Source organism: Micromonospora sp. NPDC049240, assembly GCF_040647835.1.
Lineage (GTDB): Bacteria > Actinomycetota > Actinomycetes > Mycobacteriales > Micromonosporaceae > Micromonospora.
Genome location: NZ_JBEZCX010000003.1, coordinates 172,718 through 186,623 on the forward strand (window position 1 = coordinate 172,718; position 13,906 = coordinate 186,623).

The following is a 13,906-nucleotide window of genomic DNA, read 5'->3' on the forward strand; positions in this document are numbered from 1 at the left end:
CCCGATGAGACCGGCACGGGTCGGGCCTGCGGCGCGGGGCGACCGTTCGGAGCGGGACAACCGACGGGCGCGAACGGGACGACCGAGCCGGGCACGGCGCACCGGGACCCGTGGCCGGCGCTGCCGGACGAGCCGTCGCCCCGGGCGTCGGCCGCGCGGGGCGCCCGGTTCCGGGACGCCCTGCTGGACCGGGAACAGGCGGGTGGCTGATGGAACGCGTCGCCTTCCTCGTGGACGAGTCGGGCACCCGGGTCGACTGCCTGCTCAATCCGGAGACCGTGCAGGTCACCCGGCTGGCCGGGATACGCCCGCGCGGCGGACCGGACGGGTCGCTCACCGGCGCCGGCCTCGCCGACGACCCGTTGGTCTTCACCGGCGGCGGGCGCACCGAACTGGTGCTGGACCTGCTCTTCGACATCGACTTCGTGGAGTCCCCGGCCCGCCCCGACGATGTCCGCGCGCTGACCCGTCCGCTGTGGATGCTCGCCGAGAACTCGGCCGTCGAGCACGGCTGGCCGCGTCCGCCGCTGGTCCGGCTGGTCTGGGGCAAGACCTGGAACGTGCCGGGCGTGATCGCGGCGATCGCGGAACGCTTCGACGCGTTCACGCTCACCGGCACGCCCCGGCGTTCCTGGCTGCGGCTACGGCTGGTCCGGGTGGCGGAGAGCGCCGAGGCGGCCCAGGCCGGCTTCGAGGCGGAGCTGGCCGCGGCGAGCACCCCGACCGTGACGCCCGGCTCGGCGGTGGTGGCCGCCGCGGACGGCGCGGCCGAGCCGGGCTGGTCGGGTGTGCGCTTCGACCTGCTCGCCCACGACGCGTTGGGTTCCCCGCTGCGCTGGCGGCTGCTCGCCGAACACAACCGGATCGCCGACCCGCTCACGGTTCCGGCCGGCACCGCGCTGGCGGTGCCGGCGTCCGTCCTCGCCACGCCTCCGCTCGACGCCACCACCACGACGGGAGGTACGCCGTGACCGCATCCGACCCGCCCGCGCCGGTGGCGCGCGGCGGCCACCCCGCCGGCCGCCTGCCGGGGGCGCACCACGCGACGACCGGAGACGTGCGGTGAACCGGGCGGCGGCGGTCCGCGTGGACGGCCGGCCGCTGGCCGACCCGACGCGGCTGCGCGGGGTCCGGGTCGCCGCCCGGCTGGACCGGCCGACGCAGTGCGAGCTGGCGCTGGCCACCGCGCCCGGCCCGGGTGCCCTCGACCCACCGGTACGCCCCGGCGCGGCGCTCGACGTCCGCCTCGACGGGCACCCGGACGCGTTGTTCACCGGCGAGGTGACCGCCGTCGAGGTGGAGTACGCGGGCGACGGCGCCGCGCTGCTGCGGATCCGGGCGTACGACCCGCTGCACCGGCTGCGCAAGCGGCAGGAGCTACGGGTGTTCGAGTCGGTGACGGCCGCCGAGCTGGCCGGGGAGCTGTGCGCCGGGCTGGGGCTGACGGTGGTCGCCGAGGTCGACGGGCCGCGCCTGGACCGGCTGCTCCAGCACCGGCACACCGACCTGGAGCTGCTGTGCGAGGTGGCCGGCCGGGCCGGGCTGCACCTGGGCGTGGACGGGGACCGGCTGCGGCTGCTCACCCTCGACGGGCACGGCGAGCCGGTGCCGTTGACGCTCGGCGGGACCGTGCACGCGCTGCGGATCGTCGAGAACCTGGACCGGGCCGGGGCGGAGTGCGCGGCGCTGGGCTGGCACCCGCAGCGCGCCGAGCCGCTCGGGCAGCGGGCCGGCGAGGCGCGCAGCGGGCGGCGGATCCCGCTGCGCCCGGAGCCGGGCGACGTCGGCGCGGACGGGGTGCGTACCGCGGTGGACCAGCCGGGGCGCAGCGACGACGAGCTGGCCGCGCTGGCCCAGGCCGGGCTGGACGCGCGGGTCGCCGCGCTGGTCACGGTCGAGGGCACGGCCGAGGGCGACCCGGCGTTGCGACCGGGCCGGCGGATCGCGCTGGCCGGCGTCCCGGAGCCGGTGGCCGGCGTGTACGTGCTGACCGAGGTGGTGCACACGGTGGACGCGGACGGCCACCTGACCCGGTTCTCCACCGTCCCGCCCGAGCCGCCGCCGGTCGCGGCGCCGCCGGCGGCGACCGTCACGCTCGGCACGGTCACCGCCGTCGACGACCCGGACGGGCTGGGCCGGGCCCGGGTGACGCTGCCGGCGTACGGGGACCTGGACGCCGGCTGGCTCGCCGTGCTGTGTCCGGGGGCGGGCCGGGGCAAGGGGATCGTCGCGCTGCCCGACCCGGAGGACACCGTGCTGGTGGCGTTGCCCGGCGGCGAGCCGACCTCGGGCGTGGTGCTCGGCTCGCTGTTCGGCGCCGTCGAGCCGTACGACGCGGGGATCGTCTCCGGCCGGTCCCGCCGCTGGTCGATGCGGACCGGCACCGGCCAGTCCATCGTGATCGACGACGACGGGCGCACGCTGCGGCTGGCCACCGACGCGGGCAGCTTCGTCGAGCTGCGTCCCGAACTGACCACCGTGCACGCCGCCGGTGACCTGGTGCTCTCCGCGCCCGGTCGGGCCATGGTGGTGCGCGCGAAGACCGTCGACTTCCTGCACGCCCCGGCGGCCGAGGACGCGCAGACCGCCGCCGCCCAGGCCCGTACGCTCGCCCGTTCCTCCGGAGGTGGCTGATGCGCTGGATCCACCGCGACTCGTTGATCACCTGCGGCCACGACGGTCGGGTGACGAACCGCCCGTCGCAGCACTGGGTCACCGTGCGGGGCGTGCCGGCGCTGGTGCGGCCCGACCCGGTGGGACGTGACGTCACCGCCTGCCCGAACTACGGCCCGACGGTCAAACCCTGCCTGCACACGATGACCGTGACGGTCGGCTACAGCGCCTGGGTGCGGGTGGACCGGCAGCCGGTGGTGCTGTCGCACCTGGACGGCCTCACCGACGGCACGCCGCCGGGCACCGTGCACCACCAGGTCCGCGACCCGCGGCAGATGTTCCTGGGGGCGGACCGATGAGGGCCTTCCGCTTCGTCGGCGCCGGCTTCGACGCCGGCCGCGCCGGCGGCCTGGCGTTGACCGCGGCCGGCGGGCTCGCCATGACCGAGGGCGACGAGACGGTACGCCAGGCGCTGTGCCTGCTGCTGTCCACCACGCCGGGCGAGCGGTTGATGCGTCCCGGGTACGGGTCGCGGCTGCACCGGTTGGTCTTCGCGCCGAACGACGACACCACCGCCGGGCTGGCCATCCACTATGTGCGGCAGGCGATCCGGCGCTGGGAGCCGCGGGTGGAGGTGCTCGACGTGGACGCCGGCCCGGACCCGGACGACCCGTGGCGCCTGGTGATCCGGCTGGACTACCGGGTGCGGGCCAGCCTCTCCCCCGGCCAGCTCGTCTTCTCCGTCGACCTGCTGCCGCCCGACGACGAGCCCGACGACCCGGGCGACGACCCGGGCGACCGGCCCGGCGGCAGCTCCGCCGGCCGGCCCGGTGAGGAGGCCACGCCATGACGCTGCCGGTGCCGCACCTGGACGACCGCGCCTTCCTCGACCTGGTCACCGAGGCCCGGGAACGGATCCGCCGCTCCTGCCCGGACTGGACGGACCTGTCCGCGCACGACCCGGGGATGGCGTTGCTGGAGGCGTTCGCCTACCTGACCGAGGTGATGATCTACCGGCTGAACCAGTTGCCGGAGAAGGCGTACGTGGCGTTCCTGAACCTGCTCGGCGCGACCCGGCACCCGCCGGCGGCGGCCTGGGCGGACGTGCGCCTGACCCGCACCGGCCCCGACCGCGGCCCGGTGCGGGTGCCGGCCGGCACCCGGATCGCCGCGGCCCGCGGCGCCGACCCCCGGCCGGTCGTCTTCGTGACCACCGAACCGGCCCTGCTGCCCGCCGGCGAGACCGAGACGACGGTGCGCGTGCACCACTGCGAGCCGGTCGACGCGGAGCTGCTGGGCACCGGCACCGGCCAGCCCGGCCAGACGTTCCGGGCCGCCCGCGCGCCGCTGACCCGCACCACCGAGGCGCTGGACCTACTGCTCGGCGTGGAGGTGCCGGCCGGCTCGGTGGAGCTGGGCGCCGCGGCCCGCGAGCACGAGGGACGCACGTACGAGATCTGGCGGCCGGTGGACAGCTTCGCCGGCGTCGGCCCGCAGGCCAGGGTCTACCTGGTCGACCGCGCCTCCGGGGTGGTCACGTTCGCGCCCGCGCTGGACCTGCGCCCGGCCACCGGCGCCGGGAGCGGGCAGGACGCCGGGAGCGGGCCGGACGCCGGGCGCGGCACCGGGAGCGCCCCGGCCGACGAGGGGACAGCCGGGGTGACCACGGTGGCGGCGGTGCCGCCGGCCGGGCGGCAGGTGCGGCTCTGGTACCGGTGCGGCGGCGGGCCGGCCGGGAACGTGGCCGCCGGCGTGCTGACCAGCCTGCGCGACCCGCTGCCGGGGTTGCGGGTGGCGAACCCGCTGCCGGCCACCGGCGGCCGGGAACTGGAGTCGCTGGAGTCGGTGCTGGCCCGCGGGCCGTACGAGTTCTTCGCCCAGCAGCGCGCGGTCACCGCCCGCGACTTCGAGGTCCTCGCCACCGGCTCCGGCGCGGTGGCGCGGGCGCGGGCGTTCACCCGGGCCGCCGTCTACAGCTTCGCCCGGCCGGGCGAGGTGGAGGTGGTGCTGGTGCCGTACGTGCCGGAGGCGGCCCGCCCCGGCGGCCGGCTGCCGGTGGCGGTGCTGCGCGAGCACGAGGTCGAGGAGGCGCGCCGCCGGGTCGAGGCCGACCTGGAACGCCGCCGCGCGCTGGGCACGGCGGTGCGGGCCGGCTGGGCCCGCTACAAGGCGGTCTCGGTCCGGGCCCGGGTGGTGGTGCGCCGCGAGGAGGACGTGGACGCGGTCCGCCGGCGCATCCACGACCGGCTGCACCAGACGCTCAGCCCGCTGCCCACGACGCTCAACCCGACCGGCTGGGCGTTCGGCGAGCCGCTGCGCGCGTCGAACGTCTACCGGATGCTGGAGCACGCCGAGCCGGGCGTGCGGTACGTCGAGTCGGTGCGGTTCGTGGTCGACGAGGCGCCGGACGCGCAGGTGCGGACCGTCGCGGTGGACCAGTACCAGCCGGACACCTGGTACGCCGGGCGCGGGCCGGTGCTGTTCCGCTCGACCGACGCGGGCGCGGGCTGGGAGCCGGCCGGCCGGTTCGACGACGAGACGGTGGTCCGGGTGGCGCCCGCGCCCGCCCCGACCCGCCCCGGCGTGGTGCCCCGGGCCGGTTCGGTGGCCGTGGTGACCGCCCGCGACGCCGGCGGCTCCCGGGTGCGGCTGAGCACCGACCTGGGCGAGACATGGACGCTGCTCACCGACCTCGACTCCGGCGTGCGGGACCTGGCCTGGATCGACCGGGACGGCACCGGCGCGCTGCTGCTGGCCACCGACGCCGGCCTGTACGAGGTGCCGCTGCTGCCCGGCGCGGTGCCGTTGCAGATCCTGGTCGACCCGGCCGACGCCGACCGCGGGTTCTACGCGGTGCGGTCGTTCGTCTCCGAGCGCGGCGCGCCCGGCGTGGCGGTCGCCGCGCAGGCCGGCTTCGGCGTCTACCTGTCCGTCGCGGCCGGCCGCCCCGGCACGTTCAGCCACGTCGGCCTGGCCAACGTGGACAACCGGGTCCTCGCGGTGCAGTACGACGGCCCGGCCACGCTGCTGTGGTGCGGCGCGGGCGAGCCGGACCCGAAGAAACCCGGCCAGGGCGCGCACCGCACCCGGCTGTTCGAGTCCGACGTGCAGTGGCAGTCGATGGCCGCCGGCTGGATCGGCGGCACCTGCCGGGACCTGGCGTTCAGCGGGCCGCTGGCGCTGGCGGCCACGCAGAGCGGCGGCGTGGTCCGGCTGGACACCCTGGCCGGGCAGCCGCAGTGGCGGCCGGTGATGGTCAACTGCGGGCTGCCGCTGCGGGACCGGACCCGGTTCTCGCCTGTCGACGCCATCGCCGCCACCGCGCCGGCCGACCCGTCCGGCGCCGGGCGGCTGGTGCTGGCCGGCGGCGAGCGCGGCGTGTACCGCAGCGGTGACGGCGAGGACTGGACGGCCAGCGCCAACCAGGCCACCGCCGACGTGGTCACCGTCCCCGGCACCTGGCTGCTCTGCTCCGGCGAGCACGACATCGAGGTGGTGCGGCAGGATGCGCCGAACCGCGATTGAGCGGCTGCTGCCGGCCGCGTACCAGCGGGCCGCCGGCCCGGGCAGCGTGCTGGGCGCGCTGCTGGACGTGATGGAGGCGCTGCACGAACCGGACGAGGCGGTGCTCGCCGACGTCGACGCGTTGTTCGGGCCGTACCGGACACCGGACGGGTTCGTGGCGTACCTGACCCGCTGGGTGGCGATGGACCACGTGGTCGCCGCGCCGCGCGCCGACGCGCCGCCGCCGCTGCCGCTGGGCCGGCTGCGGGACCTGGTCGCGCACGGCGCGCTGCTGGCCCGCTGGCGCGGCACCCCGTACGGGATGCGCACCGCGCTGGAGCTGGCCACCGGGGTGACCGGGTTCGTGCTGGACGAACCGGCCGACCGGCCGTTCCACCTGGTGGTGCGCGTGCCGGCGGCCGCCGCGGACCGGCTGGCGCTGATCGGCCGGATCGTCGAGGCGGAGAAACCGGCAGCGGTCACCGTCGAGGTGGTCGCCGCCCCGGCCGGCCCGCCCCACGACCCACCCGCCGGCCCGGCCGACGACCCGCCCCCGCCCGGGCCGGTACGCGCGGTCGGCCGGGCGCCCGTGCCCCCACCCCTGCCCCACGAGCCGCCGGAGGAGTCGTCATGACCACCGAATGGACCGTCGTCGCCGCCGCCGAACAGTTCACCCTGGACGCCCGCAACGCCGGGGAGTTGACCTTCACCGTGTCCAACCCGGGCCCGGCGCCGGACACCGTGGTGTTCGACGTGGCGCCCGGCGAGGGCAGCCAGCGGGCCTGGTTCACGGTCACCGAGCCGCAGCGGGTGGTGCCCGGCCAGGGCTCGGTGTCGGTGCTGGTCCGCCTCGCCGTGCCGGCCGGCACCCCGCCCCGGCGGTACGACATGACCGGGTTCGCGTACTCGGCGAACACCGCCCCGGAGGAGAGTTCCCGGTCCAGCGGCCGGGTGACGTACGACGTGCGGGCGGTCGCGCCGCCGAAGCGTACGCCGTGGCCGTGGCTGGCCGCCGCGGCGGTGCTGCTGCTGGTGGTGACCGGCGTGGCGGTCTGGCTGGTGACCCGCCCGGAGCAGCCGTCGCCGCCTCGGCCGGCGGCGGTGACCGTGGAGGCGGAGACGCTGGTGGCCGCCGCCGAGGTCCGGTCCACCACGGCCGCGAAGGCCGAGGTGGTGGCGCAGGACAACTGCTGCGACGTGACGTGGTCCGGCGACGCGCAACTGTTCTTCCTGGGCCGGGCGGTCGGTGACCGGGTGACCGTGCCGGTGGACGTGCCGGCGGACGGCGCCTGGCGGTTCTCCACCGTGCGCACCACCTCGTTCGACTACGCGAACACCATCTGGCTGGTCGACGGCCGGCAGGTGGGCGACACGTTCCTCGGCTTCACGCCGACCGTGGTGCGCACCGACGACGTGGAGGTGGGCACGCTGGAGCTGACCCGGGGCACGCACAGGCTGACGCTGGTGGTGGTGAGCCGGACCCAGGGCACCGACCGCTACTTCGCCGGCGTCGACCAGATCCGGTTCACCCCCGTCGGCCAACCATGAGTGGTCGGCAGAAGCTGCTGGTGGTCGCGCTGGCCGGGCTGCTGGTGGTGCTCTACGTGGTGGCGGTGGCCGGGCGGCACGACGGCCCGGGTGACCCGGCCGCCGGGCCGGGACCACTGGCCCGGCTGGGACGCGGCGTCGGCACGGTGGACCCGGCGACGGTGGGCGTGGCGTGCGTGCCGCCGGCCACCGCCCCGACCGCCACCGCCGACGGGGTGGTGGTCGCGTTCGGCGCCACCTGCCGGCTGCGCGTCGCCGACCCGGGTGCGCTGCGCACGCTGGTGCTGCGCGGCGCGACGCCGTTCGAGGTGACCGCCCGCGCGCCCGGCGACGCGGACGTCACGGTCACCGACGAGGTCACGCCCGGCCCGGACGGGGCGACGGTGGCGAAGGTGGCGGTGGACCGGGAGACCGAGGTGCTCCTGCGGTGCCCGGGAGGTGGCGGGTGCACGGTCACGCTCGCCCGGTCCTGACCGGGCCCGACTGCGGGGAGGCGCGACATGGGTGAGCTGCGGAAGCCGTTCCTGCTGCTGGCGCTGCTGGCGGTGGCGCTGGTGGTGGGCGTGGAGCTGGGCGCGGCGGCGCTGACCGGCGGCGGGGACGCGGGCGCCGCGCTGCGGGACAGCGCCGGCGGGCTCGGCGTCGAGCTGGGCGACGTCGGCGCGGTGGCCGAGCCGTCCGGTCGGGGCACCGGCTACCTGGCGCTGATCGACGTGGTGGCGCTCTGGACCACCGGGCTGTTCGCGCTGAGCCTGGTGCTGCCCGACCGGGTCCAGGGCCGGGTGCAGGGCGCGGCCACGCTGGTCTTCTCGGTGGTGCTGCTGGTGGTGTCGCTGGTGCTGCTGGTCGTCGCGTTCGTCGAGCTGACGGTGATGGTCTCGCTGTTCCTGGCGGTCCCGTTCGGCACGCTGGCGTACCTCGCGGTGTGGGGGTTCTTCCCGGTCGGCGACGCGGCCGTGCTGCTCGGGCTGGCGCTGCTGCTCAAGCTGGTCTGGGCCGGGCTGCTGCTGGCCGCGCAGCCGCGCTTCCTGCGCAACAAGGGGCTGGTGCTGCTGGCGTCGACCACGCTGCTGTGCACCGTGGTGTTGCAGTTCCTGCACGGCCTGGTGCCGGTGATCCTGGTCAGTGTCGTCGACGACCTGGGCGCGGTGGTCTTCGCGGTGGTGGCGGTCATCTGGGCGCTGGTGCTGCTGGTCGGCTCGATCCCGGCGATCGTCAAGGCGGTGCGGACCACCGCGACGACGTCCGGGCGCACCGTCAGCTGACCGGGTCGCCGGTGGCGAGCGCCGCCAGGCGCGGGAGCTGCGCCGGGTCGGTGAGCGCCGAGCCGACCGCCACCACGCGTACGCCGGCGGCCAGGAAGTCGCCCGCGTTGCCGGCGTCGATGCCGCCGGTGGCCACGAAGCGTGCCTCCGGCAACGGCCCGGCGACCGCCCGGAACCAGGCCGGGCCGAGACTGACCGCCGGGAACGCCTTGAGCCAGACCAGGCCGTGGTCGAGCGCCCGCTGCGCCTCGGTCGGGGTCGCCACGCCGGGCAGGTGCGGGATGCCGTAGCCGCGCGCCGTGTCCGCGACGACCAGGTCCAGGCCGGGGGCGACGGTGAACGCCGCGCCGGCGCTCATCGCCTGGCGGACCTGCGCCGGGGTGCGGACCGTGCCGGCGCCGACGAGCCGGTCCCGGCGCCGTCCGGCGGTGACCGCGGCGCTCAGCGCGGGCACCGCCGCGGGGGTACGGATCGGGACCTCCACCACGCCGATGCCGAGATCCCAGGCCAGCTCCGCGAGCCGGACCGTCTCCTCCGGCGGCAGGTCGCGCAGGATCACCATGACCCGCCCGTCGCCGAAAAGCGGGGCGAAGTCGTGCTCGGTCATGTGCCGCTCCCTTCGTCGCGGCGCCTCGCCGGCGCCGCCCATTCCCGGTCCGTCAGCGCCAGCGCCCGGGCGATCCCGGCCGCATCGGGCGGCGGCGCGGTGTCGCCCGGCGTGGCCAGCACAGGCGCGGCGGTGAGATGCCCCATCCGCAGGCAGGCGCACAGGTCGAGGTCGCGCAGCAGCCCGGCGAGGAAGCCGGCGGCGAACGCGTCCCCGGCGCCGACCGGCTCCACCACGTCGACCGGGGGCGTCGGCACGAAGACCGCCGGCCCGCTACGCGGCAGCGCGGTCGCGCCGACCGGCCCGTCCTTGACCACCACCAGCTCCGGCCCGGGCAGCAGGTCGCGGACGGCGGCCGGGTCGGCGCTGCCCCACAGCGTCGCCGCCTCGTCCAGCCCGACGAGGACCACGTCGGCGCGGTCGGCCAGGTCGCGCAGCGCCGGCGCGGCCCGGTCGGCGGGCCAGAGCGCCGGACGGTGGTTCACGTCGAACGTGGTCCGGGCCCCGGGCAGCGCCCGCCCGGTCAGCGCGTGCGCGAGCAACTCCCGGCAGGAGTCGGAGAGCGCGGCGGTGATCCCGGACAGGTGCAGCAGCCGCACCCCGGCCAGCCGCGGGTCGGCCAGGTCCGACGCGCCGAGGCGGCTCGCCGCGGACCCGGCGCGGTGGTAGTGCACGCGGGTGCCGGCCGGGCCGGGGTCCTTGAGGTAGACCCCGGTCGGGGCGGCCGGGTCGACCGTGACCGTGCGGACGTCCACCCCGGCGGCGGCGATCTCGGCAACCACCCGGCGGCCGAACGGGTCGTCGCCGACCCGGCTGACCCAGGCGGCGCGGTGGCCGAGCCGGGCCAGGCCCATGGCCACGTTGGACTCCGCGCCGCCGACGCCGACCGCCAGCCGGTCGGCGTGCTCCAGCGGCCCGCCGTCGTCGGGCGCGAGCACCACCATGGTCTCCCCCACGCAGGCGACCTCCGGGCCGGTCAAGGTGTGTCCTTTGTGCGCGACTGCGGGGCTCGCAACCCCGGCTCACTCCTCGCGCTCACGGGAGCCGCCATCCGTTCCGCGACCTCGGCCCGGTCCAGGTGGCCGTCGACGACGAGGACCCGGTGCCGGTTGCGGCGCGGCCGGTCGGCGGCGACCACCGCCGGGCGGTCGAACGCGTACGCGACGCAGACGCCCGGGTACATCGCGGTGCGGACGAACCACCTGTCGCCCGGCCCGAGCCCGCTGAACACCAGCGTGTACGCGGCGCCGCCGGGCGCGGTGCCGGACAGCGCCAGCCAGGGCGCGGCCGAGCCGTTGACCGCCTCCTCGCCGACCGCGTCCACGGTGCACACCCGGGGTTCCGGGCCGGCGACCGCCCGCCAGAAGAAGCCGCCGTAGCCGGCGCCGCCGGGGCGACCGTTGGTGGCCGGGCTGCCCAGGTGGACGTCGGCGCCGGTGGCGGACGTGAACGTGGCGGACAGGTCGAGCCACCAGGCGTCGTCCCCGGCCGGCGCGGCGGTGAGCCGGCGGTGCTCGCGCAGCAGCGTCCGGCCGTCGGCGTCCCGCCAGTCGAGGTCGTGGTCGAGCCGGTCGGCGGCCCGCTCCCGCCAGCCGGTGTGGGCGATGACGCCGTGGTCGTCCCGCCAGGTGTAGCCGGTGCCGCGCACGTACGTCCGGCCGCCCCAGAAGTTGGCGCCGGCCACGTCCGGCACGGTGAGGGACGCGCCGAGGTGCCAGAGGTGGTCGGCCGGGAGCGCGTCGGTGACCGGGGTGCCGGCGCGGGTGCGCACCGGATGCAGGTAGGGCCGGGGGCCGTGGCGCGGGTCGAGGTCGGGGCGGACCAGGTAGCGGGCCACCTCGACCCCGGCCACGACCAGCCGCTCCTCGCCGGGACCGGCGGTCACGACGCCTCCGGCCCGAGCGCGGCGGAGTGGGCGCGCGCCCGGCGTCGGGCGTCGACCGCGTGCAGCGCGGCGAGGGCGTACCCGCCGAGGATCGGCACCGCCACCGGGGTGACGAGCGCGGCGAGCAGCGCGGCGAGCCCGCCGATCCCGGCCGCGGCGGCCCAGCCGCCGGGGTGTCGGGTGCAGACGCGGGCCACCTCGCGGGCGGCGCGGCGCCAGCCCCGGCCTCCGGTGCGCCCGACCGCGACGGCGACCAGGCCGGCGTACCCGAGCAGGGCCGCGACCACGACGGCGGTGACCGCCAGGGCGGGCCCCCCGCCGGGGACCCGGCCGGTGGCCAGCGCCCACATGTCGACGGTGAGCAGCGCGGCGACCGCGAGCGCGACGGCGCTGACCGCCGTGCCGGCGGGCACGGCGCGGCCGAACCGGGTCAGGCTGGTCCGGGCCGGCGGCCAGCTCCCGGTGCCGGACCGGTCGTGCAGCGCGGCGGAGGCGGTGGCGACGGCCGGGGCGAGCGTGAGCACCGGCAGCGACGCCGCCGCCACCGCGAGCCCGAGCAGCGCCAGGTCGGCCGCCTCGGCCACGGTGTCCCGCCAGTCCCGGCGGGGGGCCTCGGCGCTCATCCCTTCAGCCCGCTGGTGTTGATGCCCTCGACCAGCATCCGCTGGAAGGCGAGGAAGAACAGGAACACCGGCAGCAGCGACAGCACCGACATGGCGAACATCGGGCCGACCGCGCTCTGGCTGGTCGAGTCGATGAACAGCGTCAGCGCCACCGGGACGGTGTAGTCCTCCAGCGTGGACAGGAAGACCAGTTGGCGGAAGAAGTCGTTCCAGGTCCAGATGAACGAGAAGATCGCGGTGGTGACCAGCGCGGGGCGGCTCAGCGGCAGGATCACGTGCCGGAAGACGCCGTACGGCGACGCGCCGTCGATCTTGGCGGCCTCGTCCAGTTCGCGGGGGATGCCGCGCATGAACTGCACCATGAGGAAGACGAAGAACGCCTCGGTGGCCAGGAAGTGCGGGATGAGCAGTGGCAGGTACGGCCAGTCGCCGCCGACCAGGTCGAGGCTGCGGAACAGGATGTACTGCGGCACGATCAGCACGTGCCCGGGCAGCAGCAGGGTGCCGATCATGACGGTGAACCACGCCTTGCGGAACCGGAACCGCAACCGCCCGAGGGCGTACGCGGCCAGCAGGCAGGACAGCGCGTTGCCGACCACGGTGAGCAGGCTGACCATGGCGCTGTTGAGGAAGAACCGGCCGAAGCTGACGTCGAAGTTCGTCCAGCCCTCGGCGTAGTTGCCGGGGGTGAACTCCGCCGGCAGCAGGCCGATGTTGTTGACGATCTCGGCCGGCGACTTGACCGAGGTGCCGAGCATCCAGATCAGCGGGTAGAGCACCACCGCCACGATCGCCACGAGCACCACCAGGCGCAGCGCCTGCCGGTTGCGCGGGCGGCGGCGGCCGGCGACGGCGGTCACCGCGGTCATGAGTCGTCCCCTCCGTCCGAGTAGTGCACCCAGAACCGGCCGGTGCTGAAGAACACGGCCGTGATGAGCGCGATGGCCAGCAGGAACACCCAGGCCATCGCCGAGGCGTAGCCCATCTCCAGGTCGGTGAAGCCGGAGATGTAGAGCTTGAGCGTGTACATCAGGGTGGAGTCGACCGGGCCACCGGTGCCGTTGCTGAGCACGAACGCGGCGGTGAAGCCCTGGAAGCCGTGGATGGTCTCCAGCACCAGGTTGAAGAAGATCACCGGGGAGAGCATGGGCAGGGTGACCGCGCGGAACCGTCGCCAGGTGCCGGCGCCGTCCACAGCCGCCGCCTCGTACAGTTCGACCGGGACCTGCTTGAGCCCGGCCAGGAAGATCACCATGGGCGCGCCGAACTGCCAGATCGCCAGCACCATCAGCGTCTGGAGCGCCCAGTCCGGGTCGGCGACCCAGGGCAGCCCCTCGATGCCGAAGAGCGCGAGGAACGAGTTGAACGCGCCGTCCCGGTTGAACATGTTGACCCAGACGATGGCCAGCGCGACGCTGCCGCCGAGCAGCGACGGCAGGTAGAACAGGCCGCGGAACAGCCCGACGCCGCGCCAGGTGCGGTTGAGCAGCAGCGCCACGCCGAGCGCGGCGGCGAGCTTCAGCGGCACGGCGACCAGCGCGAACGTCAGCGTGACGCGCACCGCGTGCCAGTACGACGGGTCGGCGGTGAACATCCGCTCGTAGTTGGCCAGCCCGACCCAGCGCACCTCGGACAGCGGGGTGAGGATGTCGTAGTCGGTGAAGCTCAGCCAGAGCGAGAGCAGCATGGGGATCGCCGTGACGCCCATCAGTCCGATGAGCCAGGGCGAGAGGAAGACGTACCCTGCCAGGCCCTCGCCGAGCCGGGCCCGGCCGGCCCCGCGCCGCGTGGGGCGGGGGCCGACCGGTCCGGTTCGCGGGCTCCGGCCGGGCGCCGTGGTGAGGGCCACGGGTCCGGTTCC

At 76.3% G+C, this 13,906-nt stretch carries 15 protein-coding genes; 9 read left to right on the forward strand and 6 right to left on the reverse strand.

From position 1 onward, the window contains the following. The first annotated feature begins 209 nt into the window (after positions 1-209). From AB0B02_RS06075 to AB0B02_RS06115, 9 genes are all read left to right on the forward strand, one after another. Complete coding sequence (locus AB0B02_RS06075) at positions 210-971, forward strand: hypothetical protein (protein WP_357297217.1); 762 nt, start codon at positions 210-212, stop codon at positions 969-971. A 91-nt stretch (positions 972-1,062) separates the two neighbouring features. Further along, positions 1,063-2,634 (forward strand): phage baseplate assembly protein V, encoded by a 1,572-nt coding sequence (locus AB0B02_RS06080; protein ID WP_357297219.1) that lies wholly within the window; start codon positions 1,063-1,065, stop codon positions 2,632-2,634. Next, on the forward strand, positions 2,634-2,972 hold the full coding sequence (locus AB0B02_RS06085) for a hypothetical protein (protein WP_281941801.1): 339 nt from the start codon (positions 2,634-2,636) through the stop codon (positions 2,970-2,972). The genes AB0B02_RS06080 and AB0B02_RS06085 overlap by 1 nt, the downstream gene beginning before the upstream one ends. Further along, a complete protein-coding gene (locus AB0B02_RS06090) occupies positions 2,969-3,463 on the forward strand; it encodes a GPW/gp25 family protein (RefSeq protein ID WP_281941804.1) in 495 nt (164 codons plus the stop codon). The genes AB0B02_RS06085 and AB0B02_RS06090 overlap by 4 nt, the downstream gene beginning before the upstream one ends. After that, on the forward strand, positions 3,460-6,138 hold the full coding sequence (locus tag AB0B02_RS06095) for a putative baseplate assembly protein (protein WP_357297221.1): 2,679 nt from the start codon (positions 3,460-3,462) through the stop codon (positions 6,136-6,138). Before AB0B02_RS06090 ends, AB0B02_RS06095 begins: the two co-directional genes overlap by 4 nt. Next, the gene (locus tag AB0B02_RS06100) at positions 6,119-6,751 is read left to right on the forward strand and encodes a phage tail protein (protein ID WP_281941808.1); all 633 of its coding nucleotides are present in this window, start codon (positions 6,119-6,121) and stop codon (positions 6,749-6,751) included. The genes AB0B02_RS06095 and AB0B02_RS06100 overlap by 20 nt, the downstream gene beginning before the upstream one ends. Then, complete coding sequence (locus AB0B02_RS06105; RefSeq protein WP_357297223.1) at positions 6,748-7,665, forward strand: hypothetical protein; 918 nt, start codon at positions 6,748-6,750, stop codon at positions 7,663-7,665. The genes AB0B02_RS06100 and AB0B02_RS06105 overlap by 4 nt, the downstream gene beginning before the upstream one ends. Next, a complete protein-coding gene (locus tag AB0B02_RS06110; RefSeq protein WP_357297225.1) occupies positions 7,662-8,138 on the forward strand; it encodes a hypothetical protein in 477 nt (158 codons plus the stop codon). The genes AB0B02_RS06105 and AB0B02_RS06110 overlap by 4 nt, the downstream gene beginning before the upstream one ends. A gap of 27 nt (positions 8,139-8,165) precedes the next feature. Next, positions 8,166-8,930 (forward strand): hypothetical protein, encoded by a 765-nt coding sequence (locus tag AB0B02_RS06115; RefSeq protein WP_281941812.1) that lies wholly within the window; start codon positions 8,166-8,168, stop codon positions 8,928-8,930. On the opposite strand, the gene AB0B02_RS06120 is transcribed toward AB0B02_RS06115, so the two are convergent. The 6 genes from AB0B02_RS06120 to AB0B02_RS06145 are packed head-to-tail and all read right to left on the reverse strand — an operon-like array spanning position 8,923 to position 13,894. Then, positions 8,923-9,537: a bifunctional 4-hydroxy-2-oxoglutarate aldolase/2-dehydro-3-deoxy-phosphogluconate aldolase gene (locus tag AB0B02_RS06120; RefSeq protein WP_357297228.1), complete on the reverse strand. Its 615-nt coding sequence runs from the start codon at positions 9,535-9,537 to the stop codon at positions 8,923-8,925. The genes AB0B02_RS06115 and AB0B02_RS06120 overlap by 8 nt on opposite strands. Further along, complete coding sequence (locus AB0B02_RS06125; RefSeq protein WP_357297232.1) at positions 9,534-10,517, reverse strand: sugar kinase; 984 nt, start codon at positions 10,515-10,517, stop codon at positions 9,534-9,536. The genes AB0B02_RS06120 and AB0B02_RS06125 overlap by 4 nt, the downstream gene beginning before the upstream one ends. Further along, a complete protein-coding gene (locus tag AB0B02_RS06130; protein ID WP_281941818.1) occupies positions 10,514-11,422 on the reverse strand; it encodes a PmoA family protein in 909 nt (302 codons plus the stop codon). Before AB0B02_RS06130 ends, AB0B02_RS06125 begins: the two co-directional genes overlap by 4 nt. Further along, positions 11,419-12,045: a hypothetical protein gene (locus tag AB0B02_RS06135; RefSeq protein WP_281941820.1), complete on the reverse strand. Its 627-nt coding sequence runs from the start codon at positions 12,043-12,045 to the stop codon at positions 11,419-11,421. The genes AB0B02_RS06130 and AB0B02_RS06135 overlap by 4 nt, the downstream gene beginning before the upstream one ends. Continuing rightward, positions 12,042-12,914: a carbohydrate ABC transporter permease gene (locus AB0B02_RS06140; protein WP_357297237.1), complete on the reverse strand. Its 873-nt coding sequence runs from the start codon at positions 12,912-12,914 to the stop codon at positions 12,042-12,044. Before AB0B02_RS06140 ends, AB0B02_RS06135 begins: the two co-directional genes overlap by 4 nt. After that, a complete protein-coding gene (locus AB0B02_RS06145) occupies positions 12,911-13,894 on the reverse strand; it encodes a sugar ABC transporter permease (protein ID WP_281941823.1) in 984 nt (327 codons plus the stop codon). The genes AB0B02_RS06140 and AB0B02_RS06145 overlap by 4 nt, the downstream gene beginning before the upstream one ends. Positions 13,895-13,906: the final 12 nt, after the last annotated feature.